Here is a 22506-nt window from a genome sequence, read left to right as displayed (position 1 = left end):
ACGAATTCGACGGAGATTTTGCCGAAATCAGCGCTAGACACCACTAAAAAGCGGTTCTAGACCAAAATCTCCGTCGAATTGGTTCGACGCCGTCGTCTAGTACAGCAGCGCGGTGAGGCGGGAGCGGGTGGGCGGCACCCGCGGGTCGTCTTGGCCGATGACCTCGAACATCTCCAGGATGCGCTCGCGGATCAGGTTGCGGCCGGCCGGCTCCTGCGCGGGAAAGAGGGCGAGCAGCCGATCGAAGGCATCCTCGATGTGACCGCCGGAGAGGTCGAGGTCGGCGACCGCGAGCTGCGTTAGCAGGTCGTCGGGCGCGGCCGCGGCGGCTGAGCGGATCTCGGCCATGGTCTTGCCGTGCAACCGGGCCAGGAGGCTCACCTGGGCCAGGCCGGCGACGGCCATCTGGTCCCGGGGGTCCCGCGCCAGCGCGGTCTTGTAGAGAGCGATCGCCGCGTCATAGTCTCCGCGGTCGATGGCGTCGTAGGCCTCTTGGTGCAGCGGCGGCAGCTCGGGTTCTCCGGAGGCCGGCGCCTCCGCTTCGGCGTCGCCGGAGGCCTCCGGGGCGGCCGCCATGGCGGTGACGCCGTGCTGCGCCGCGAGCTCGAAGACCCGGTGCAGAACCTCGCGCACCTGGCCCTCAGGCAGTGCGCCACTGAACAGCTGCACCGGCTGACCGCCGATCACGGCGGCCACGGTCGGGATCGATTGCGCCTGGAAGGCCTGGGTGAGCTGCGGGTTCGAGTCCACGTCGACCTTGGCCAGCACGAACTGGCCGGCGTATTCCAGGACGAGCTTTTCCAGGATCGGCGTGAGCTGCTTGCACGGCTCACACCATTCGGCCCAGAGGTCCACGATGACCGGAACACTCATCGAGAGTTCCAGTATTTCGCCGAAATTCGCATCCGTGCCCTCGAGCACGAGGCTGGGTACCGCGACCGGACCCGCCGCGGGTGTACCGGGCACGCCCGGCGCCGGCGGTGCGCCCGGCGCCGGCGGTGCGCCCGCGGCCGGCGCCGGTGGACGGTTCACCAGCGTAGACAGGTCGACGGCTCCGCGCAGGTTCATGCCGGACAGGGACGGGGGGACAACACTCATGGAAGCTCCGTTGATGAGATCAGACCCTGGGAGAAACCAAGGAAGACGATTTTTTCGTTCGAACCGGCGGCCGGAACATGGAACAGGAGCTGGTCGCCGTAGGTGCTGGTGATGCCCTTGGCCGTGGCGGTGATGCCGGAGAGGGCCTTGCTGGCACCCTCGGGGCTCACGGTCGCGCCGGCATCCACCGGTTTCACCGTCTCGGTCTCGGTCAGGCTCACGGCGACGATACTGCCGGAGTCGTTGGTCGCCAATGCCACGGTGCGCCCGGTGCCGGCGGCCGCACCGAATTCGATCGACGCCGTCGAGGGCAGGCCGGCCTGGCGTGAGGTCTTCAGTTCGGTGACCTGGGTGCGGAAGCTGTCGCCCTCCGCCTCGAACAGGGCGTAGGAGGGGCTGGCCTCCCCCAGCTGGAGCACGTCGGCGTAGGCCGCGGCGACCTGGTCGGGTGAGAGCAGGAGGAACGTGGAGTCGGGTGCAATGATCGGGGCGCCGATGGTCGCCGGGGCGACCTTGGGAACCGTGGCGGCCGCTTCAAGCTGAATCATGTATTCGACCAGGTAGTCGGCCCGCGGCGACTCCTGTCGCAGCACGAGGGCCGTCGGCGCGGCGGCAGTGTCAGCCTCGTCCTGGAGGACCGTCATGACGACGCGCGGCCAGGTGGAGGACTGCTGCGGCAGCGTGAGCCGGAGGGGTGACGTGGGCAGCGCCGGCAGCGCGGCGATGGCCGGGTCGGCCCCCCGGATCTTGTAGTTCGCCAGTCGCTTCTCCAGTGCCGGGCCGGTGAACCGGGTGGCGAGGATGTCGGCGTTGAGGTTCGCATCGGCATCCGCGGTCAGCGAGGCGATATCGGCCACGATGCGTTCGAGCTGCGGCACCGTCACGGCGGGCGGCGGCACGTCCTGGGCCGGGCCGGCGGTGTCGGTCGGAGTCGGCGTCCCGCTGGTGGCGGCGTCGGGAGCGGACGTGGCCGGCCAGAAATCGGCCGAGCAACCGCTGAGCACCAAACCGCTGACCAGGATCAGGGGCATGGCGACCATGGACCGAGCGATCGACTTACCGGATCCGTTGATCTGGCTCGGCTTGATGGCCTTCGGACGGGGCACGCGCGGGAGCCGGGGCATCCGTGGCCCGCGGGGCAGATTGCGGCGGGGGCCGCGGGAGCGGCGCAGGTGCAGGAGCGCCAGGAGGTAGATGATCAAGCCGATTAGGCCGACGGCCGCGCCGCCGACGATCAGCGGGCCTGCCCAGGGTGTGGAGTTGTCGGTGGGCCAGGACAGGCTGACATCTGTGGGCGCGGAGGCCGTGCCGTCTGAGGCCACGATCAGGGAGATGCCGTCGGGAACCTTGAGAGTGGTGGTCAGCGTGTTCTCAGCCGTGAACTCCTGCAGCCACAGGTCGGAGCCCTCCGGGTTGGTGACCGTCTCCGACTCAGCCGCGGAGTCCGCTGGCGCCGCAGAGCCGGACTCAGACTCGGCGGCCGATTCGGCCTCCGTAGCCGGATCGATGAGTGTGCTGCTGAGGGCGACCGTGTCCTTGTCCTTGCGGATGTCGACGTACGGTTCGTCTCCGAGCCACGCCTTGACGTCGTCGGTGCGCCCGTAGGCCAGGAAAACCGTGTCGGAACCGCTGACGGTGATCGTCTGGCTTCCCGGCACGGCGTTGAGAGCACTGGGCTCGACCACCGCGAAGCGGGCGTCCTCCACGGATGCGCTCAGGCTCACCGAGGCCGGATCGAGAAAAATGGTCCGCTGGGCGATGCCGAGCACAATCATTGCCGCAGCAAGGACGAATGCCACTATGGCAAGAACAAAACGCACGTCAACCCTCCTGTGTCGCCGGCCGCTCATCGCGCACACGGGCACGTTGGACCCGGATGCGGGCCCGATCAGCAACAGACAGGACGTCTTACGATACTGGTTGCCCCTGAGAGGCACCTAATAATCCCTCGGGTTGGGACGCGCCAGTGCCTACTGAACAGACTAAAATTGTGGAGGCTTCCTTCGTCAGTCCGTAAACGGGGGTCAGAGGCCCATTTTGAGGAGACAGCGTGGCGAACGACGAAGCAGACTTCACCCAGGTATTCCGCGGCTACGACCGCGACGAAGTCGACAAGACCATCCAGGGACTGCGCCGCGACCTGATTCAGGCGAATACCCAGGGCACCGAGGCGAAGAAGGAAATCAAACGTCTCACCACCCAGATCGACGATCTGAACGCGGAAATCGAAGAGGTCGGCAGCCCCACGTTCTCCGGCCTCGGCACCAAGCTCGAGAACACCCTGCGCGTGGCGGAAGAGCAGTCGACGAGGGTGATCGCCCAGGCGGACATCGACGCCGAACGGCTGCGCGCCTCCGCAGCAAGCGAAGTGCAGACCCTGCTCCGCGAGGGCAAGGAGCAGGCCGAACGGGCACTGTCGGATGCCGCGGTCAAGGCCGGCCGCATCCTCAATGATGCCGTCGCTGAAGCCGACGACTTACTCGCCCGGGCCCACGAGGACTCCACCACGCTCACCCAGGACGCCGTGCACGAAGCGGCGGCCATCCGCGGAGCGGTGGCCACCGAGGCCGCCGAGCTGCGCGCAACCGTGAAGCGGGAAGTCGCCGCGATCCGCTCGGAAGCGGAGCGCGAGGCCGCCGAGGTTCGCGTGGTGGCCCAGCGGGAGGCGACCGAGGCCCGCGAGGTCGCGGCCGGGCTCACGAGCGAGACCGAGTTGACCCGCTCCGAAGTCGCCCACGAACTCGACCAGCAACGCGCCGACCTGGCCCGGGAAACCGAACAGGCTCGCATCGACCTCGCCGCCGAGACGGAACAGCACCGCATAGACCTCGCCCGGGAAACCGAACAGGCTCGCATCGACCTCGCCCACGAGACCGAGCAGGCCCGCAACCTTCTCGCGATCGAGATCGAGCAGGCGAAAACCGACCTCGAACGGGAGACGCTGCAGCAGCGCGCCGATTTGTCCGTTGAAAGCGAGCAGGCCCAGACCGACCTAGCCCGCGACCTCGAACGCCAGCGCGCCGACCTCAGCCGCGAGGTCGACAAGGCGCGCGTGGGCCTCGCGGCCGAGATCGAACAGTCACACGCCGACCTCGGTCGGGACAATGAGCAGACCCGCGCCGACTTCACCGCCGAAAGCGAGCAGCTGCGCATCGACCTGGAGAACCATCTGACGGCCACCCGCAAGCGGGGAGAGCACGAAGCCGCCAAGCTCAAGCGCGAGATCGATCAGACCAGGGCCGACCTCGACGTCGAGCTGAAGGCCCGGCGGGACGAAGCGGAGCAGGGCCAGCTGCAGCGCCACCAGGAGGCGGTGGCCCAGACGCAGAAGTTCGTCGCGGATGCCACCAAGCAGCTTGCCGAGACCAACCGGCGCACGGTCGAACTGCGCGCATTGAACGACCAGCTGGACGCCTCCGCCCGCGACGAGGTCAGGGCATCGAAGAAGGTTGCCGAGGAGTCGGCGGAACGTCTGGTGCGGGACGCCGAGACGCGGGCCGCCGCGCTGGCGACCGATGCCGAACTGCGCACGCGCGTGCTTGTGGCCGACGCGGAGGAGCGTCTGTCCCAGATTAGGATTGAGCGTGACGCCGTGGCCGGCTACTTCGAGAGCCTGCGCGGTCTGCTCACACAGGCGGAAAAGGTCGCCGCCAGCGACGACGACGAGCGCTGACACCAGCCGAGGGGATATCAGTGAAGATCCAGAATGCTTTTCGCGTCGGACTGATCGGCACCCTGGGCGTCGGCGTCGGCCTGCTCATCATCACGTCGGTGATCACTCTGCAAACGATCATCACCTACATCGGTGCGGCACTGTTCCTCGCGCTCGGGCTCGACCCGGCCATCTCCTGGCTGGAGAAGAAGAGGTTTCCCCGCTGGGCAGCCATGCTCACGGTGCTTGTTGCCGTGATCGGGGTTCTGACCGGAGTGATCTTCGCCGTCGTGCCGATCATCGTCAACCAGGTCTCTAACCTCTCCAAGGCCATCCCGGACCTGGTCACGTCGATCAACACCTCCACCTTTCTCGCCGATGTACAGAGGCAGTTTCCGGCTCTCCCGCTATCGAAAATCACAGAGTCGGTCACCGATTTCGTCGGCGGCAACATCACCAACATCACGAGCACGATCATCCAGTCCGGCCTCGCCATCGTCAGCGGACTTTTCGGCGCCCTGATCATCCTGATCCTCACGCTGTACTTCACGGCATCGCTGAACAGCATCAAGCAGGCCGTATACCAGCTGGTACCAGCCTCGAAGCGGGCTCGGTTCGCCGATCTCAGTGAGCAGATCACGACATCCGTCGGCCGATTCGTGATCGGCCAGGGAGCCCTGGCGCTCTGCAACGGCGTGCTCAGCTTCACCTTCCTGTCGATCATCGGCGCGCCGTTCCCGGCGCTGCTCGCGCTGATCGCGTTCCTGTTCTCGCTGATCCCCCTCGTGGGCACGATCTCCGGGTCGATCATCATCGTGCTGACCTGCCTGATCCCCGGAATCGGCAGCTCGACGTTCACAGCGTTGGTCGCCGCGATCTACTACCTGATCTACATGCAGGTAGAGGCCTACCTGCTCAGCCCCAACATCATGAACCGGGCCGTGTCCGTTCCCGGCGCCGTCGTTGTGGTCGCCGCTCTCGCGGGCGGCAGTCTGCTCGGCATCCTCGGCGCGCTGATCGCCATCCCCGTCGCCGCGGCAACCATCATGATCATCAAGCAGGTCGTGATCCCCCGACAGAACAAACTCTAGGCCGATCGGGTACTAGGCCGACGCAGTCCACTCCGTGGGCAGAGGCGCGGCGGCCGGGTTGACCACGGCGACGATCTCGTCGAGTACGCGGCGGGTGGCACTCTCCCCCACCCACAGGTGCTTCCCGCCCTCCACGGCGATGAGCCGGGTGTCCGGCACGCTCGCGAAGCGTTCCCGGGCCTCCTCGGGGCGGAGATAGTCGTCGAACTCGGGGATGACGGCCACCAGCCGCGCGTCCCGGCCGGTCCAGGCGGCCAGCTCGGCGTCAGAGGCCCGGTGCAGTGGCGGAGACAAGAGGATGGCACCCCGGATCGGGTGCTCCAGGCCGTACTTGATTGCAAGCTCCGTGCCGAACGACCAGCCGAGCAGCCAGGGATCGGGCAGCCCGCGCTCGGCGACGAACGCCATCGCGGCGGCAACGTCGAGGCGCTCATCGACGCCGCCGCCGAAGCTGCCGCCACTCGTGCCGCGCGGCGAGGTCGTGCCGCGAGTGTTGAAGCGCAGCACCGCCAGGTCGGCCAAGGCCGGCAGCCGCCCGGCCGCCTTGCGCAGGATGTGCGAGTCCATGAAGCCGCCGTGGGTGGGCAGCGGATGCAGCGTCACCAGCGTCGCCACCGGTGCCCGGCTCACGGGCGTGGCCAGTTCGCCGACCAAGGTCAGGCCGTCCGCGGTGTGCAGCTCGATCTGCTCGCGCACGGCCGGTAGCTCGACGCCGCCGCGAATTTCCACACTCGAAGTCATGGTTTCTCCCCTGGTGCCGCTTGGGCGGTTATTTGATCTTCCAGCAGTGCGAGTGCCAGTGGCGCCTCGCGGCAAGGTCGGATGCCTCACCCATGACGCCGTCGCCGCGCCAGGCGACCACGTGCGCGGTGCCGGGCGCAACCTCGCGGTGGCAACCGGGGCACACGTACGATTTCACGGCTTGCGGCCCCGGTACGGGTTGCACCGTCCAGAGGCCGTCGCGGCGGGTTTCCGTGCGTCGCCAGCCGGCACGCATCCGCTCAAGGCCGTCATCAGCGGCTCCCGGACCGGGCTTGCGGCCACGGGGTCGGTTGCTGCGGGCCATTGAGCCAGTCTACGTGCGAGCCTGGAAGAACAAGGAGCGCTAGTACCAGCCGACGTCGCCGGAGTGCGCCCAGGCGCCGCAGGGGGTGCCGTAGCGGCCCGAGATGTAGCCGAGGCCCCACTGGATCTGGGTCGCGGGGTTGGTCGCCCAGTCGTCGCCGGCGGTGGCCATCTTGGAGCCCGGCAGTGACTGCGGGATTCCGTAGGCACCGCTGGAGCTGTTCTCCGCATTGACGCGCCAGCCGGACTCCTTGTTCCAGAGCGACACGAGACAGTTGAACTGATCGTCGCCCCAGCCGCGGGCGGCCACCGCATCAGCGGCGATCGCCTGCGCCGAACCGGGGTCAGGAACGGCCGCCGATGGAGCCGAACTCGACGCGGACTTGGACGCGACGGGAGCGGCGACGGGAACGGGAACAGGCTTGGGTTTCTCGGTGACGGTGAAACTGTCACGCGTGAAGATGTTCGAGGCTGCCGCAGCGACCTGGATCTCCTGGGCTGCCTCACCGTTGAATCGGTCGCCGGCAACCTGGAAGTAGGGTGACGCCGTCGCGCCGGAATACGGGTCGACGATAGTGACGAGCACGAACGCCGCTGCGGCGGTGAAGGCGAAGAGGGGGACGCGCCCGCGCGAGCGGGACCTTCTCATTCTCACCTTGAAGGGCCTACCGGCGTGTTCGGATGCAATGATGTTCAAATGTCTACCCACGATTTGCCGATCCTATCGGAAATCCGACATAACAGCCAGATAACGGTGCCGATTGACCTCGACACGGCGCGCGGCGCAACTCAACGGACGGCCAGGATCACATCGACGACGCTGTCCAGCACAACGTCGACCTGGGCTTCCCGGTAACCGCCGCGCTGGGGCCGGAACACGGCGCAGCGCACATCTTCCACCGTTATGGGGAGCCCGTCTTCGAAGTACCGGACGAGCTTGTGGGAGAACCGGTCGACATCCGCCCGGCTGTAGCCGACGCTGAGAACGCTCACCCGGTGGAAGCGGTGTCCGTCCTTCCGGCTGAGCCGGTTCACGAGCACCTGAGCGAGGTCATGCACCTCAGCGAGCCACGCCTCGGTGCCCTGCGCCTGCGCCGCACGGTCCCGGTCGCGCGTCGCGAAGGCGTCTTCGAGACGCTCGAGGGCCGCATCCACGTGCGCAGGCGAATATCCGCCCTTGTGCATGCTGAACGCAGTGTGACGGATGTCCTCGGCGGTCAACCCGACGCTGTCGTCGGTGGCGTCATACGCTTTTCGGGCGACAGCGAGGAACTCCTCCACCTGCGGAGCGCTGTAGCCGAGCGTCTTCTTGCCGGTCCGAGGGAAGGTGGAGGTCACCGGAACATTCTGCCTCACTGCCGCGCGCCTGACTAAACCGAGGCCGCTAAGCGAAAATCAGGTAGAGGGCGTACGCGGCTGCGGCCGACGGCAGGATCGAATCCAACCGGTCGAGGAGACCGCCGTGACCAGGCAGCCAGGAGCTCATGTCCTTGATGCCGAGGTCACGCTTGATCAGGGATTCGGCCAGGTCGCCGAAGGTCGCGGTGAACAAGATGACCACACCGAAGACGAGGCCGAACCACCAGGGCTGGTCGAGCATGAACACTGCCAGCAGCACGCCGATCCCGATACAGGCGACGCCGGCGCCAGCGAACCCTTCCCAGGTCTTCTTCGGGCTGATTGAGGGGACCATGCGGTGCTTGCCGAAGCTGAGGCCGGCGGCGTACGCCGCGGTGTCGGCGGAGATGACCAGCAGCAGGAAGGCGAGGGTCCACCACTGCCCGTCGGGCTGGGCGACCAGGAGCACAGAAAAGCTGCCGAGGAAGACGACGTAGGCCTGGATCAGGAAGCCACCACCGATGTCGCCGAGCACCTCCCGGGAGGGAGCGCGGTAGGCGCGCCGGACGAGAAAAGCCAGCCGCCACAGGGCGATCAACCCAATGCCGGCGAGCGTGCCCAGCCACTGGCCCGCCGCGCCGAGGTAGAACGCGGCAGGCACGACGCCCACGGATGCCAGGACGACCGGTACGCGCGGCACGTTACGTCCGGCGAGACGGAGAGCCTGAGCGAGCTCGAAGGCCGTGAAGCCCACGAACGCGATCGCGCAGACCATGAACAGGTCTTTGATGAAGATGAGGCTGAACAGCATGAACAAGCCAAGCGCGAGCCCGATCAGGGTTGCCAGGATCAGGTTGCGCCCGGTGCGCGCCTGGATGCGTTCCTGAGTCGCATCCAGCTGCGCCCGGGTCGCCAGCATTTGACGTTCGAGATCGGCCTTCTTCGACTGCATCTGGGCCCTGAACTCGGCGCGACTGACACCATGCTCGCGCTTGGCGCGCAGCCCTTCGCGTTCTCCGGAATCGCCTGATTCGTCCGTCATGAGGCTGGATCGTCCTTAGATCTCGAGGAGTTCTGCTTCTTTGCGCTTGAGGGCGTCGTCGATGGCATCCACGTGGGTCTTGGTGATGTGTTCGAGTTCTTTCTCGCCGCGGGCCACGTCGTCGTCTCCCACTTCACTCTTGAGGGCGTCGAGGTCGTCCTTGGCCTTGCGGCGCAGGTTGCGCACCGACACCTTGGCATCTTCGGCCTTGGTGCGCACGATCTTGACGTATTCCTTGCGGCGGTCCGCGGTCAGCTCCGGCAGCGTGGCCCGGATGACGTTGCCGTCGTTTCCGAGGTTGGCGCCCAGGTTCGGAGTGTCGCGAATGGCCTGCTCAATGTCTCGCAGGGCGCCCTTGTCGTACGGCCCGATCAGGAGCGTGCGGGCCTCCTGGTTCTGCAGCGAGGCGAGCTGTTCCAGTGGCGTCGGTGTGCCGTAGTAGTTCACCAGGATCTTGGCGAACATCTGCGGGTTCGCACGACCGGTTCTCACGGTCGCGAAGTCGTCTTTGGCAGCTTCCACGGCCTTGTGCATGCGGGCGGTGGCGTCGGACAGAACATCCGTGATCACGATGACTCCTTCTTCGATGGCGTTGTCAAGCTTAGTTGGAGACAAGGGTTCCCAGATCGGCGCCGAGAATGGCAGCCGTCACGTTGCCGTGCGGGGCCATGCCGAACACCTGCATGGGCATTCCGTTGTCCATGCAGAGGCTGAAGGCCGTCGAGTCGACGACCTTGAGGCCGCGCTGCAGGGCCTCCTGGTAGGTGATGTGGTCGATCTTGTGCGCGTCCGGGTTGGTGCGCGGGTCGTCGGAGTAAATCCCGTCGACGCCGTTCTTGGCGACGAGCACGATGTCCGCATCGATTTCCAGGGCACGCTGGGCCGCAACCGTATCGGTGGAGAAATAGGGCAGCCCGGCGCCCGCGCCGAAGATGACCACGCGGCCCTTTTCGAGGTGGCGTTCCGCGCGACGAGGGATGTACGGCTCGGCGACCTGGGTCATCGCGATCGCGGACTGCACCCGTGTCTCGGATCCGGCCTGCTCGAGGAAGTCCTGGAGGGCAAGGGCGTTCATCACGGTGCCGAGCATGCCCATGTAGTCGGCACGGCCGCGGTCCATTCCACGCTGGGACAATTCGGCGCCGCGGAAGAAGTTGCCGCCGCCGACGACGATGGCGATTTCCACCGTCTTGGCCGCCTCGGCGATCTCGCGGGCGAGGGCGCTGATGACGTCGGGATTGACGCCCAGGCTGCCTGCCCCGAAGGCTTCGCCGGAAAGTTTGAGGAGGACCCTGCGCTTCTTGACCGTGTCTGACATTCTGTGCGCTTCTTCCCTCGTGATGCTCTGTGCCGTGCTGTGCCGTGCAGTGTTGCGTTGGGTTGTGTTGGGTTGTGTTGCGCCGTGCCGTGCCGTGTTCCGGCGGTGTTCTAAAACTACTGGGTGGGCTGGTGGGTGCCCACACACAGAAGGAGACCGGATTGCGACTGCAACCCGATCTCCTTCACTACGATCAAACGACCGGTTACGCGCCGACCTTGAATCGGGCGAAGCCCGAGACGGTCAGTCCGGCGTCAGCCAGGACCTTGCTGACGGACAGCTTGTTGTCCTTGGCATAATCCTGTTCGAGGAGTGCAACCTGCTTGAAGTACGCGGTGACGCGACCCTCGACAATCTTGGGCAGTGCAGCCTCCGGCTTGCCCTCGTTCTTCGAGATCTCGGTGACGATCCGGCGTTCGGCCTCAACGAGGTCGGAGGGAACGTCTTCGCGAGCGAGGTACTCAGGGTTCGCGAAGGAGATGTGCTGAGCCACGCTGCGCGCGGTCTCCGCGTCACCTCCGGAGTAACCCAGAACAACGCCGACCTGCGGGGGCAGGTCCTTGCTGGTCTTGTGCAGGTAGATCGCGAACTTCTCACCCGCGACGGATGCGACGCGGCGAAGTTCGAACTTCTCGCCAATGATCGCGGCCTCGCCGTCGATGAGCTGGCCGACGGTCTGACCGTCGACCGGAGCGGCCAGGCCTTCCTCGACCGTGGTGGCCGCGGCAGCGGCGACCGCGTCCAAGACCTTCTCGGCTAGTGCAACGAACTTATCGCCCTTGGCGACGAAGTCGGTCTCGCAGGCAAGTTCGATCAGGGTGGCGGTGTTGCCGATTTCCTTGGCAGCGACGAGTCCCTCGGAGGTGGAACGATCGGCGCGTTTGGCGTTACCCTTCGCACCCTTCATTCGAAGGATTTCGACGGCCTTTTCCATGTCGCCTTCGGCTTCAACGAGGGCGTTCTTGGTGTCGACCATGCCGGTACCGAGGCGCTCGCGCAGCGCTTTGACGTCTGCGAGGCTGATGCTTGCCATGCTTGGTCCTTACTTGGTTTCTTCGGCGGGAGCGTCGGCTGCAACAACGGCTGCGGCTTCGGCTTCTGCGGCTGGGGCTGCGGCGGCTTCCTCGTCGGCAACCGGCGCGGCCACGACGGCCTCTGCGGTCTCGTCGGAGACGGCGACGGCTTCGTCAGCTGCCGGGGCGTTCTCGGCAGGAGCGGCCAGGAGCTCGGCTTCCCACGCGGCGAGAGGCTCGATTTCAGCCTCCGGCTTGGCGTGGCGCTGGATGAGGCCCTCGGCCGCAGCGTCCGCGATGATGCGGGTCAGCAGGCCGACGGAACGAATGGCGTCGTCGTTGCCCGGGATCGGGTACTGGACGTCGTCCGGGTCGCAGTTGGTGTCGAGGATCGCGATGACGGGGATGCCGAGCTTGCGGGCTTCGTCAATGGCGAGGTGCTCCTTGTTGGTGTCCACAACCCACAGCGCCGACGGCGTCTTCGTGAGGTTGCGGATGCCGCCGAGGCTCTTGTGCAGCTTGACGAGCTCGCGCTTCTTGATGAGCATTTCCTTCTTCGTGAAACCGCTCTTGGCGGTGTCCTCGAAGTCGAGCTCTTCAAGCTCTTTCATGCGGGCCAGACGCTTGGAAACGGTCTGGAAGTTGGTGAGGAGGCCGCCGAGCCAGCGCTGGTTGACGTAGGGCTGGCCCACGCGGATGGCCTGTTCGGCGATCGATTCCTGCGCCTGCTTCTTCGTTCCGACGAAGAGGATGGTGCCGCCGTGGGCAACCGTCTCCTTGACGAAGTCGTAGGCCTTGTCGACAAACCCGAGCGACTGCTGCAGGTCGATGATGTAGATGCCGGAGCGCTCCGTGAAGATGAAGCGCTTCATCTTCGGGTTCCAACGGCGGGTCTGGTGCCCGAAGTGCACGCCGCTGTCGAGCAGCTGGCGGATGGTTACGACGGCCATGAGCCGTTCTCCTTGTCCGGCGCGCGCTGCGATGCAGACGAACGCCAATCGGTTTGTGTCGTGATCGGATGATCACCACTCCTGGTGCCCGGCACAGAACCGCCTCGCATCTGAAAGAAACGAGGACCGAGTGGGTCTGGAGGCCGAATGGGCACGCGTAGTCAGCACGCAAGCGCTGCTCCTCAAAGGTTAGCACCCACGGGGGTGCCCCGTGCGCGCGCCGGCACGTGCGGGCGTCCCTCCCCAGGCGGGGTGGTACGGGATCCGGTCACGGATACCGCCCTCGCCGGTTTAGGGCGGGACGGAGGCCGCACGGTGGTGGCATGAATGCCTTCCGTCTGCTCATCGCGGCCGCGCTGCTGCCGCTGTCCTGCCTGTCCATGGTGCGGAGCGACGCGGCGGGTGTGACATTACCCGGGGCGGCGTCGGTCACGGAGACGGCCGCGGAGACGGCCACCTCCGGCACCTGGCACTGGCCGCTGGCTCCGCCGCATCCGTTGCTCCGGGGTTTCCTGGCGCCGGCCACCCAGTATGCGCCGGGCCATCGAGGTCTGGACCTGTCGGCCGAGGCCGGCCGGGAGGTGGTTGCACCGGCCGAGGGTATCGTCTCGTTCGCCGGGGTCGTGGTCGACCGCCCCGTACTCTCGATCGAACATGCCGACGGCCTGGTATCCAGCATCGAGCCGGTGTCGGCCAGTGTCGCGGTCGGTGACCGGGTCGCGGCAGGGCAGCCCGTCGGCCAGGTTGCCGACGGCGGGCACTGCGCTGGGCAGTGCCTGCATCTTGGCGCCCGGTTGAACGGTGGCTATGTGTCACCACTGCTGTATCTGGTCGGAGTTCCTCGCGCGGTGCTGCTGCCGGCACTGCTCCTGAGAGGAGACAGCTGAGGGGCCGGCAGCCGCGAGGTAGTCGCGGAGCAGTCCCGGAACCCGTCGCCGGGGAGTCAGGCGCGCGGGTGCGCGGTGCGGTAGCTCTGTTTGAGGCGTTCGGCCGAGACATGAGTGTAGATCTGGGTGGTGCCGAGGCTGGAGTGGCCGAGCAGCTCCTGCACGGCCCGGAGGTCGGCTCCGCCGTCGAGCAGGTGGGTGGCCGCCGTGTGGCGGAGGGCGTGCGGGCCGGCCGGCCCGTTGCCGGGCACATCGGCGAGCAGAGTGGCGACCAGCCGGTAGACCGCCCGCACGCCGAGGCGCTGGCGGCGCGCACCAAGGAACAGCGCGCTCACCGGCGTCGCGGCGTTCTCGGCAGCGGTTTTCGCTGCGTGCGCGCGGTTCTCGGCAGCGGGCCCCACGGTCCCGGCGGGGGCTGCGGTCTCGGCGGGCGCTGCGGTCTCAACGAGCCGGGGGCGGCCCCGTTCGAGATAGGCGAGGATCGCGTGCTGGGCCGGCACGCCGAAGGGAACGACGCGTTCCTTGGAACCCTTGCCGGTGACCCGCACGGTGAGTCGGTGCAGATCGACGTCGGTGACGTCGAGGCCAACGAGCTCCGAGACCCGCAACCCCGACGCATAGAGCAGTTCCACTATCGCGAGGTCGCGCAGCGCCGCCGGGTCGGGACCGGCAGCACGAAGTTCCAGGTGGGTGAGTAGCTCCTGCATTTGGGTGTGGTTGATCACTCGGGGCAGTGGTCTGCCGGGTTTCGGCGAGCGCAGCCGCACGGCGGGGTCGGTTGCGCTGCCGCCGGTGCGTGCCAGCCAGGCCGTGAAGCTGCGGGCGGAGGCCGACCGCCGGGCAATGGTCGCCCGCGCCAGCCCCGACTGGGTTCCGACCCACAGCCAATCGCGGAGCAGATCGAGGCTCAGCGCCGCCGGGTCGATGACGCTGCGAGTTTCGGCGAAGGCGATCAGTCCCGCAAGGTCGGTGCGGTAGGCGCGCACGGTGTGCACGGAGAAGCCGCGCTCAACGGCCAGGTAGACCACGAAGTCGTCGACAGACGCATCGAGGAGGTGCACCGGCGCGGGAACCGGCGGTGGTATGCGAACGGACTCAGGCATAGTCACCTCGGTCAGGCCTGCCGCGAAAAGGCCTCGGTGCGCTCGTCGGGCGTGAGCGCCTCCATCCGGTCGAGGAAGGCCGCGTCGAAGCCGGTCGCTGCCGGAAACTCGCCGAGAGCCACATGCGAGTGCACGATCTGGTCGTCGTAGACATGCACGAGGTTGATCGATTGCCCACCCTGCAGACCGCTGAGCGCCCCCTGCGGCGCGGTCGGATCGATCGTATAGCAGGTCGCTGCGGCGACCGACACCGGGATACCCGCGAAGAGTCCGGTCGTCGCGTAGTGCAGGTGTCCGCCCAGGATCGCCCGGATATCGCTGCCGGCCACCACCTCGGCCAGTCGGGGCTGCCCCCGCAGCTCGAGGATGGACATCAGCGGCGACATCGTAGGCACGGGCGGATGATGAAGCGCCAGCAGGGAGCCGTGCGGAGCAGGCTCGCTGAGCACCTCGGCCAGCCACGCCAACTGCGCGCCGGACAGGTCGCCGTGGTGATAGCCCGGAACACTCGTGTCCAGTGCGATGATGCGCACTCCCCCGATATCGAATACCCGGTCGATCGGCGCCGAGGATCCTTTTTCCCGGAGCAGCTCGGTGCGGAAGGCCTCGCGCTTGTCGTGGTTCCCCATCACCCAGATGACGGGGGCGCCCATCCGTTCGGCCGCGGCCTCGACAATGTCACGCACCCGGCGGTACGCAGCGGCTTCACCGCGGTCGGCGATGTCACCGGTGAAGAGCAGCGCGTCGGGCCGGAGACCGGACCGCTCCAACTGTGCCATCGCCTGGTACACGGTGGTGTCGGTGTCGACCGCGCCGTAGAGCGCTCGACCTCCGCCGAGGAAGTGGGTGTCGCTGATATGCGCGATGAGGTGGGTGGCTGGAGGGTACTGGCCCAGTTGCACGGCTGACATGACTCACCTTTCGTGGGTGCCGCCCAGACTACGGCCTGCCCCCGACGTGGGATTCGCGCGAACCCACTATTGGGGGGGCCCGCAGCCCCATTCTGTGGGCTCATCCGGCCTAACGGCGCACACGAGACCGCCCTAGCTTTCAGCACGTGTCCTCACAGATGAGGACTGTCGAGACCCGAAATCGATAGAAGGGCATCACATGACCAAGAAGACCACACCCGAGGCAACCGCCGGCACCGCCAAGCAGCTGCGGGTGAGGAGCATCGCGCTCGTCGCGGCCGCGATGCTCCTGGTCGGCGGAGGCGGAGCGTACGCCTACTGGTCGACGACCGGCTCCGGCACCGGTGCGGCGGCCAACGCCAAGTCCAACGGCTCGCTGGTGCTGAGCGCCCACCTGGCCGACGGTCTGACCCCGGGCGCCTCCGTGCCGGTGACGTACTCCGCAAAAAATGCGGGCACGTCCAGCCTCAAGGTCGCAACCATCTCCCAGACCGGCAGCACTGACGCCCCGGGGTGTGTCTTCGCCGACAACTTTACGATCGCCCCGTCCGTCGTCTCCGACGCACGCGTGATGGGCATGCCCAGGAGCCAGACCGTCGTCGATGTGACCATCACGGGAGCCTCGACGCTCATGTTCCTTGACACCGCTGACGACCAGGACGCCTGCAAGGGCGCCACCGTCACGCTGACGCTCAAGTCCAACTAGCTCGATCACAGGTGGGCAGGCTCTCTCCGAGCCTGCCCACCTGTGCGATTTTCATTTTGGTACATCTGAGTCCCTGAACATTCATGCTCGTTCGACAGCTGTGAGAGGTTGACGTGACTTCCCTCCGTGCCCACCGTTCCGCATCCGGAAACACCCGCCTCTCATTCTTCGGCCTCACCGCCGCCGTGACCCTTGCCGTGTTGGTCGTGTCCGTAACCGGTGGCGCCTCCGCGTATTACACCGCCCCCGGGTTCGGCTCCGGCTCGGCAGCCCTCGGCACGCTGCTTCCGCCCACCGACGTGCTCGTTCCCGCGACGAGCGCCGGCACCGTGAGCCTGCGCTGGACGGCATCCGTCGGCACGCCCGCGCCGACCGGCTCCTGCGCCACCCGCACCAAGACCGGCACCGGCACGCCGACCCCGGCCTGCGGCACCAGCCCGACCATCATCGTGGCCACCGCGTTTTGCGACGACCTGCTCGTTCTGACCGGCGACTATACCTACACGGTCACCGCCGTCTACAACGGCTGGACCGCGGCGAGCGCCCCCAGTGGCAGCGTGACGATCTCGAATCCGACGAAAGTCGCGTTCCAGGCCCAACCGTCCGACGCGACCAGCGGCGCCGTCTTCACTGCCCAGCCCAGCGTCGCGATCCAGAATGCCGCCGGAGAGACCGTGCCCACCAGTACCAGCCCGGTCACACTGGCAATCACCGGGTCGCCCGCGGACGCCAGGCTCACGTGCCCAACCAACCCGCTGGCGGCAGCATCCGGTGTCGCGGTCTTCAACGGTTGCGCCATCGACAGGGCCGGCACCTATACGCTCACCGCGGCCTCCGGTGCCCTGACCGCCGCCACGAGCACCGCCCTGACCGTTTCCGTGGGCTCCGCGAAGAAACTGTCCTTCACCCAACCTGCCGTTGACTTCTCCATCACCGGCAGCACCGCAACAATCAGCCTCGGCCTCACCTCACCCGCCGGGGCCAGCCTGACCTGCGCCGCGAACGCCCGGACTGCCGTCTCAGGCATCGCCGCCTTCGCCGGCTGCCAGATCGACAAGGCCGGCAGCTACACGCTCACCGCCAGCTCGGCCGGGCTCGCCGACGCCACGAGCAACGGCATCAACGTCACCGCCGGGCCCCCTGAGAGACTCGCCTTCACCGCATAGCCCGCCAACAGCAGTAGCGGCGGAACCCCGTTCTCAACCCAATCTGTCATTGCCGTGCAGGATGCGTTCGGAAACGCCGTCACCACCAGCACTGCCCCCATCAGCCTCAGCTTCACGACCCAGGCAGGCGCCGCGCTGTCCTGCACCTCAGGCAACCCGCTCGCGGCCGCGTCCGGTGTCGCGGCCTTCACCGGTTGCCGGATCGACAAACCCGGCAGCTACACACTCACGGCGGCCTCAGGGACCTGGACGGCCGAGTCCAGCAGCCTCACCATATCGGTCGGCTCCGTAGCGAAACTAGCCATCGCCTTCCCGACCAGCACCGCCATCAGTCAGAGTGCCTTCTCCACCCAACCGGTTGTCACGGTGCAGGATGCCGGTGGCAACACCGTCACGAACAGCACCGCAGCCGTGACATTGAGCCTCACCAACACACCCGTCGGGGCCACCCTGTCCGCGTGTGCTTCCGCCAGCACCGCCGGCGTCACGACCTTCACCGGTTGTCGGATCGACAAGGCCGGCGCCTACACACTGACGGCCGTCGTGGCAGGCCCCATCACGGCCACGAGCAACACCACCACGATCTCGGCCGGGGCCGCGTCAAAACTCGCTTTCACCGGAACATTCCCTCAGAAGAGCCATAAGAGGAACGGCTTCTTCGTGCCTCAGCCGGAAATCACGATCCAGGATGCCTTCGGCAACACAGCGAACGCCGCTGTAAGCGTCACGCTCTCTGCGAGTCCACCGTCCAACAGATCCGGCACGCTGTCGTGCGCGGCGACAACCAGGACTTCTCTCAACGGTGTTGCTACGTTCAGTGGCTGCCAGGTCAGTTACCAAGGCAATCAAGCGGGCCTGTACACGTTCACGGCGGAAGTTTCGGGGCTTGTGAGCGCCTCCGTCATCGTCACGATCGTCCAGTGATCAGGAGTCTTCCAGTGATCATGGATGACAACGACGGGGCCACGGTCGACGTGCTCGTACGCCGAAAGGACGGGGACGACCAGGGGGGTGGTCGGGTGAACGGCGAACCGTTACCGGCCGCGCACCCAGCCGGTCTCCTTCTCCCGAACCACCCCCTCCAGGTCGAGGGCGCCGAGGGACCCCTGCACCGTTGACATCGACAGTCCGGCCCGACGGGCGATGTCGGTCACGCTGCGCGCCGCCCGCGTGCTCAGAGCGTCGAACACGCGCACCTGCTCGCTCGTGCGGCCGCCGAACCCGGCCGTGTCTCCATCGGCGGGCGGCAGGTCGAGGGTGAGGCCCAGCATCCGTTCGCCCACCAGTTCGGCCATTTCCGCGGCTGTGCTGACGCAAACGGCGTCATACTCGCGGATCAGCCGATGGCAGCCGGCCGACGTCGGCGAGGTCACCGGGCCCGGAACGGCCCCGAGCGGCCGGCCGAGAGCGGCGGCATGCCCGGCAGTGTTGAGCGAACCCGAGCGCCAGCCGGCCTCGAGCACGACCGTGGCCGCGCTGGCAGCGGCGATCAACCGGTTGCGTTGCAGGAACCTCCATTTGGTGGGCGCGGCCCCGCACGGCAGTTCGGAAATGATCGCCCCCATCGTGGCGATACGGCTCAGCAGGGCGTCGTGGCCGCTCGGGTAGTAGCGGTCCACTCCCCCGGCGAGGAACGCGACGGTCAGCCCCGAGCTGGCCAGTGCCGCCCGGTGCGCCATGCCGTCAATGCCGTACGCCGCCCCGGAGACGATGAGGAAGCCGCGGTCGACGAGCCCGGCGGAGGCCTCCATCGTCACATGCTCGCCGTAGCCGGTGGCCGCGCGGGCACCCACCAGGGCGATCGAGTTGGACAGCGCGGTCAGCGCCGTCAGAGCGGTCGGGATGCCCCGCCACCAGAGTGCGATCGGCGCGTGGACTGCCAGGTCGTCGACGCCTCTCGGCCAATGTGCATCAGTGGGCACCAGGAGCCCGGCGGACGCGCGCGCCGCCTGCTGCAGGGAACGGATCACCTCGGCCGAGGATAACCGCGGCCGCCAGCGTTGCAGGGCCTGCTCCAGTAGGGCCTGCAGGTCGTCGGTCAGTGGCAACCCCGTTGCGGCCAGCGCGCCCGCGAGCCGGGCCCCGGTCCACAGGTCGAGGACGGCACTGAGTGCCGGCCCGGCCCCCAGCCCCTGCACGAGCAGTCCGGCGGCGCCGTCGCCCGGCTCCGAGATGCCGGTCCACGCGGCGCGCGCGAACACATCGGCGGCGGCCGCGGCATCTGTCGGGCCAGACCCGGCGGATGCCCGCACGCCCCCGGTCAGCGCAACCACCGTGGATTCCTCCAGCCCAAACAGCATCATGACGTCATTCCCTTCCGCAGGTACAAGGCCTGCCCTACCTGTTCAATGCCGGGCCGGGACACGCCCTCGAGGTCGGCGATGGACCAGGCCACCCGCAGTACTCGGTCATATCCGCGCATGGTGATGCCTCCGCGTTCAAGCGCCCGGTCAAGGATGGCCGTGGCCGCTCTGCCCAGCCGGGCCTGGGGGCCGCGCAGCCAGGGGCCGGGCACATCGGAGTTCAGCGTCCACGGCGTGCCGGCGAGGCGCTGGGCCGCGGCGGCTCGGGCCTCGATCACCCGTCCGCGGGCGACGGCGCTCGCCAGTCGGGGCGTCTCGGTGGCCAGCCTCAGCTGGGCGGCAGTGATGCGCTGCACCCGCAGCTGAATGTCGATACGGTCCAGCAGCGGTCCCGAAATGCGCGCCAAGTACCGTCGCCGGGAGCTCGGCGGGCAGGTGCAGTCCAGGTCAGGGGCGCCGTACTGCCCGCAGGGGCACGGGTTGGCCGCCATCACCAGCTGGAAGCGGGCCGGGAAGTGAGCGACCGCGTTGGCGCGGTGAATGCTGATCACCCCGGATTCCAGCGGCTGCCGGAGCGCGTCGAGCACCGCCGAGGCGAATTCGGGAGCCTCATCGAGGAAGAGCACCCCGTGCGAGGCGCGCGCCGCCGCGCCAGGCCGGACCTGCCCGCTGCCTCCGCCGACCATGGCCGCCGCCGTCGCCGTGTGGTGCGGGGCCTCAAGCGGCGGGCGGGTGATCAGGGCGCGCCCGACGGCGCGGCCGCTGAGCGACCGCATGGAGCTGACCTCGAGGGAGGCCTCAGCGTCGAGGTCGGGCAGCAGTCCGGGCAGCCGGGCCGCCAGCATGGTCTTGCCGGCGCCGGGCGGCCCCACCATGAAGACGTGGTGACCGCCGGCCGCCGCGATCTGCAACGCCAGGATCGCATCGTCATTGCCGATGATGTCGACCAGGTCGGGTTCGGCCGTCTCCGCCGCGGCGTCGCCGGGAACGAGGATGGGGTCAACCGGGATCGGTTCGAGTTCGGCGCCATGCCAGATGGCGGCGTCCCGCAGGGAGGCGACACCGATCACCCGCACGCCCGGCACGAGGGACGCCTCATCGACGTTGCCGGCGGGCACCATCACCGTGCCGTGGCCAAGCCGGGAGGCCGCGATCACCGCCGGGAGCATGCCCGGCGTCGGCCGCAGCCGTCCGTCGAGGGCCAGCTCGCCGATGTGCACCACCCGGCCCACCGACGCGGCCGAGACCACCTGGTCGGCCCCGAGGCAGGCCAGCGCGATGGCCAGGTCGAAGCCCGACCCGTGCTTCGGCAACGACGCCGGGGAGAGGTTGATGGTGAGCTTGTTACGGGTGAGCGGACAGCCCGAGTTCTTCGCCGCAGCCCGCACCCGCTCGGTGGCCTCCGACAGGGCCGCATCGGGCAGCCCGATCAGGATGATACCCGGCAGCTGCCCGGAGATGTCGGCCTCCACCTCGACCAGTGCCCCGGTCATCCCGGCCAGGGCCACCGCATGCGTGCGGGCGAGCCCCATCAGAACACGCCCGTCAGGTGCTCGATCACGGGCTCGGTGCCGGGACGGATGATCACGGCGATGGCGTCGACACGGATGCGGGCGGGCCGGGCATCCGCCTGTTCGCACCACGCCGCCGCGAGGCGACGCAGCCGGGCGAGCTTGGCGACAGTGATGGCCTCGAACGGATGCCCGAAGCGGGTTCCCGAACGCGTCTTCACCTCGACGAAGACGACCTCTCCCCCGAGCTCGGCGACCAGGTCGATCTCACCCTGCCCGCAGCGCCAGTTGCGCTCCACGACCCGGTAGCCGGCGGCGGCGAGGAAGAGGGCGGCGCACTCCTCGCCCTGCCTGCCCAGTTCGTCTTTGCGTGCCACGAGCACCTCCGCCCCCAGCGTGCCGGGTAGGCGCTCCCGGCACTCGCGGGGTCGAGAAGCTGTGCGGTCGGCGGCGCGGCCGCGTCTGGGGAGGACCACCCCCGGCCCGGCCTTCAGCACCACCGTCCCGAACGAATTCGACGCCGGCACGGCGGTCCGTCTGTGCTGACCAGCGTCCACGCGGTGCAACCAGCTCTGCCGTTCCGGGAGCGACACAACCAATCGATCAGGACTCCCCCAGCTACAGCCCCAGCGCGGCGAGCGCCGCGTCCATCCGCTCGGCGAGGGCTGCGTAGCCGGCGTCATTGGGGTGCAGGCCGTCGTCGGCCATCCACTCGGGGTGCCCGTCGAGCCAGTAGGAGGCGCCGGAGATGTAGTCTGCGTCGGCGCCGAGCGCGGCCGCCTGAACCCAGCCGATGATCTGCTCCACGGAGTCCGGGCGCTCCTCGGTGTACCAGAACGGCTCCACGACGATGAGGCGCGCCTCTGGCAGGGCCGCCCGGATCGTCTCGAAGTCGCGGGTGATCGCCGCCTCGATCTCGTCGGCGCGGGACGGCATCGAGAAGTTGTCGTTGAGCCCCATGGTGCTGATCACGATGTCCGGCCTGGCAGCGATGACCTGGTCGATCAGATCATCCCCCCGCCGCTGGTTCACGAAGCCGAGGCCGTTGCGGCTCGGGTTGACCTCGGTCCAGTCGCGCTCTGCCGAGACGATGGTCGACCAACGTTTGTCCGCAGCCGAGCCGCCGGTGCCGCGCGTGTAGGAGTCGCCGTAGAAGGCGACCACGGTCTCGCCGGGGCCGCGGGCCGCGGGACCCGGGTCGGCCTCGCCCAGGCCGCGGCCCAGGACGCCGCTCTGGGCGAGCATTGCCAGGGCCACCGCCCCCGCGAGCAGCACGGCGGCGGCGATCCACACGGTGATCCAGAAGGCAGGGCGTCGTCGAGGGGTCATGACACTGATTCGGAGCCGGGCAC

General features: G+C 67.8%; 23 protein-coding genes. 6 read left to right on the top strand and 17 right to left on the bottom strand.

The window, feature by feature from the left end:
- Positions 1–96: 96 nt before the first annotated feature.
- Entirely contained in the window at positions 97–1098 is a 1002-nt protein-coding gene (locus E3O28_RS14520; RefSeq protein ID WP_104103201.1) for a tetratricopeptide repeat protein, read from the bottom strand.
- The gene (locus E3O28_RS16470) at positions 1095–2897 is read right to left on the bottom strand and encodes a hypothetical protein (RefSeq protein WP_174721916.1); all 1803 of its coding nucleotides are present in this window, start codon (positions 2895–2897) and stop codon (positions 1095–1097) included. The genes E3O28_RS14520 and E3O28_RS16470 overlap by 4 nt, the downstream gene beginning before the upstream one ends.
- Before the next feature lie 251 nt (positions 2898–3148).
- On the opposite strand from E3O28_RS16470, the gene E3O28_RS14510 reads away from it, so the two are divergent.
- Both E3O28_RS14510 and E3O28_RS14505 read left to right on the top strand, forming a co-directional pair.
- The gene (locus tag E3O28_RS14510; RefSeq protein WP_104103195.1) at positions 3149–4771 is read left to right on the top strand and encodes a hypothetical protein; all 1623 of its coding nucleotides are present in this window, start codon (positions 3149–3151) and stop codon (positions 4769–4771) included.
- Between the two features lie 20 nt (positions 4772–4791).
- Positions 4792–5841: an AI-2E family transporter gene (locus E3O28_RS14505; protein ID WP_104103192.1), complete on the top strand. Its 1050-nt coding sequence runs from the start codon at positions 4792–4794 to the stop codon at positions 5839–5841.
- A gap of 12 nt (positions 5842–5853) precedes the next feature.
- Here E3O28_RS14505 and E3O28_RS14500 read toward each other — a convergent pair whose 3' ends face one another.
- From E3O28_RS14500 to rpsB, 9 genes are all read right to left on the bottom strand, one after another.
- On the bottom strand, positions 5854–6582 hold the full coding sequence (locus E3O28_RS14500; protein WP_104103189.1) for an alpha/beta hydrolase: 729 nt from the start codon (positions 6580–6582) through the stop codon (positions 5854–5856).
- A gap of 28 nt (positions 6583–6610) precedes the next feature.
- Complete coding sequence (locus E3O28_RS14495) at positions 6611–6907, bottom strand: hypothetical protein (protein ID WP_104103184.1); 297 nt, start codon at positions 6905–6907, stop codon at positions 6611–6613.
- 39 nt (positions 6908–6946) lie between these two features.
- Complete coding sequence (locus tag E3O28_RS14490) at positions 6947–7555, bottom strand: lytic transglycosylase domain-containing protein (RefSeq protein WP_104103181.1); 609 nt, start codon at positions 7553–7555, stop codon at positions 6947–6949.
- A 140-nt stretch (positions 7556–7695) separates the two neighbouring features.
- Positions 7696–8244: a DivIVA domain-containing protein gene (locus E3O28_RS14485; RefSeq protein WP_104103179.1), complete on the bottom strand. Its 549-nt coding sequence runs from the start codon at positions 8242–8244 to the stop codon at positions 7696–7698.
- Positions 8245–8290: 46 nt separating this feature from the next.
- Positions 8291–9286 (bottom strand): phosphatidate cytidylyltransferase, encoded by a 996-nt coding sequence (locus E3O28_RS14480; RefSeq protein WP_241973147.1) that lies wholly within the window; start codon positions 9284–9286, stop codon positions 8291–8293.
- Positions 9287–9301: 15 nt separating this feature from the next.
- Positions 9302–9856: a ribosome recycling factor gene (gene frr / locus E3O28_RS14475; protein ID WP_104103176.1), complete on the bottom strand. Its 555-nt coding sequence runs from the start codon at positions 9854–9856 to the stop codon at positions 9302–9304.
- Between the two features lie 31 nt (positions 9857–9887).
- Positions 9888–10604, bottom strand: coding sequence for a UMP kinase (gene pyrH / locus E3O28_RS14470; RefSeq protein WP_104103173.1), 717 nt, complete (start codon positions 10602–10604; stop codon positions 9888–9890).
- A gap of 205 nt (positions 10605–10809) precedes the next feature.
- A complete protein-coding gene (gene tsf, locus E3O28_RS14465) occupies positions 10810–11637 on the bottom strand; it encodes a translation elongation factor Ts (RefSeq protein WP_134343040.1) in 828 nt (275 codons plus the stop codon).
- A gap of 9 nt (positions 11638–11646) precedes the next feature.
- Entirely contained in the window at positions 11647–12567 is a 921-nt protein-coding gene (gene rpsB / locus E3O28_RS14460; RefSeq protein ID WP_104103167.1) for a 30S ribosomal protein S2, read from the bottom strand.
- A 323-nt stretch (positions 12568–12890) separates the two neighbouring features.
- Between rpsB and E3O28_RS14455 the strand changes: the two genes are divergently transcribed.
- Positions 12891–13454: a M23 family metallopeptidase gene (locus tag E3O28_RS14455; RefSeq protein WP_104103164.1), complete on the top strand. Its 564-nt coding sequence runs from the start codon at positions 12891–12893 to the stop codon at positions 13452–13454.
- 56 nt (positions 13455–13510) lie between these two features.
- Here E3O28_RS14455 and E3O28_RS14450 read toward each other — a convergent pair whose 3' ends face one another.
- Positions 13511–14557 (bottom strand): tyrosine-type recombinase/integrase, encoded by a 1047-nt coding sequence (locus E3O28_RS14450; RefSeq protein ID WP_104103161.1) that lies wholly within the window; start codon positions 14555–14557, stop codon positions 13511–13513.
- A gap of 11 nt (positions 14558–14568) precedes the next feature.
- The gene (locus tag E3O28_RS14445) at positions 14569–15468 is read right to left on the bottom strand and encodes a phosphodiesterase (RefSeq protein ID WP_134416579.1); all 900 of its coding nucleotides are present in this window, start codon (positions 15466–15468) and stop codon (positions 14569–14571) included.
- Between the two features lie 199 nt (positions 15469–15667).
- Here E3O28_RS14445 and E3O28_RS14440 point away from each other — a divergent pair, with 199 nt between their 5' ends.
- From E3O28_RS14440 to E3O28_RS14430, 3 genes are all read left to right on the top strand, one after another.
- Positions 15668–16174, top strand: a complete 507-nt coding sequence (locus E3O28_RS14440) for a hypothetical protein (RefSeq protein WP_134343035.1) — start codon at positions 15668–15670, stop codon at positions 16172–16174.
- Positions 16175–16287: 113 nt separating this feature from the next.
- A complete protein-coding gene (locus tag E3O28_RS16465) occupies positions 16288–17340 on the top strand; it encodes a hypothetical protein (RefSeq protein ID WP_166784843.1) in 1053 nt (350 codons plus the stop codon).
- 54 nt (positions 17341–17394) lie between these two features.
- Positions 17395–18264 (top strand): hypothetical protein, encoded by an 870-nt coding sequence (locus E3O28_RS14430; RefSeq protein ID WP_134416577.1) that lies wholly within the window; start codon positions 17395–17397, stop codon positions 18262–18264.
- 110 nt (positions 18265–18374) lie between these two features.
- Here E3O28_RS14430 and dprA read toward each other — a convergent pair whose 3' ends face one another.
- The 4 genes from dprA to E3O28_RS14410 form a co-directional block, all read right to left on the bottom strand.
- Positions 18375–19643, bottom strand: coding sequence for a DNA-processing protein DprA (dprA, locus tag E3O28_RS14425; protein ID WP_134416575.1), 1269 nt, complete (start codon positions 19641–19643; stop codon positions 18375–18377).
- Positions 19640–21175 carry a YifB family Mg chelatase-like AAA ATPase gene (locus E3O28_RS14420; protein WP_134343034.1) on the bottom strand — a complete coding sequence of 512 codons (1536 nt, stop codon included), beginning with the start codon at positions 21173–21175 and terminating at the stop codon, positions 19640–19642. The genes dprA and E3O28_RS14420 overlap by 4 nt, the downstream gene beginning before the upstream one ends.
- Positions 21175–21531: a YraN family protein gene (locus tag E3O28_RS17085; protein WP_104103537.1), complete on the bottom strand. Its 357-nt coding sequence runs from the start codon at positions 21529–21531 to the stop codon at positions 21175–21177. The genes E3O28_RS14420 and E3O28_RS17085 overlap by 1 nt, the downstream gene beginning before the upstream one ends.
- A gap of 241 nt (positions 21532–21772) precedes the next feature.
- Positions 21773–22483: an SGNH/GDSL hydrolase family protein gene (locus E3O28_RS14410; protein WP_104103143.1), complete on the bottom strand. Its 711-nt coding sequence runs from the start codon at positions 22481–22483 to the stop codon at positions 21773–21775.
- Positions 22484–22506: the final 23 nt, after the last annotated feature.

It is taken from the genome of Cryobacterium sp. TMT2-14 (assembly GCF_004402465.1).
GTDB lineage: Bacteria > Actinomycetota > Actinomycetes > Actinomycetales > Microbacteriaceae > Cryobacterium > Cryobacterium sandaracinum.
The sequence above is the reverse complement of the archived record's forward strand: the minus strand, read 5'-3'. Positions and strand labels throughout refer to the sequence as shown.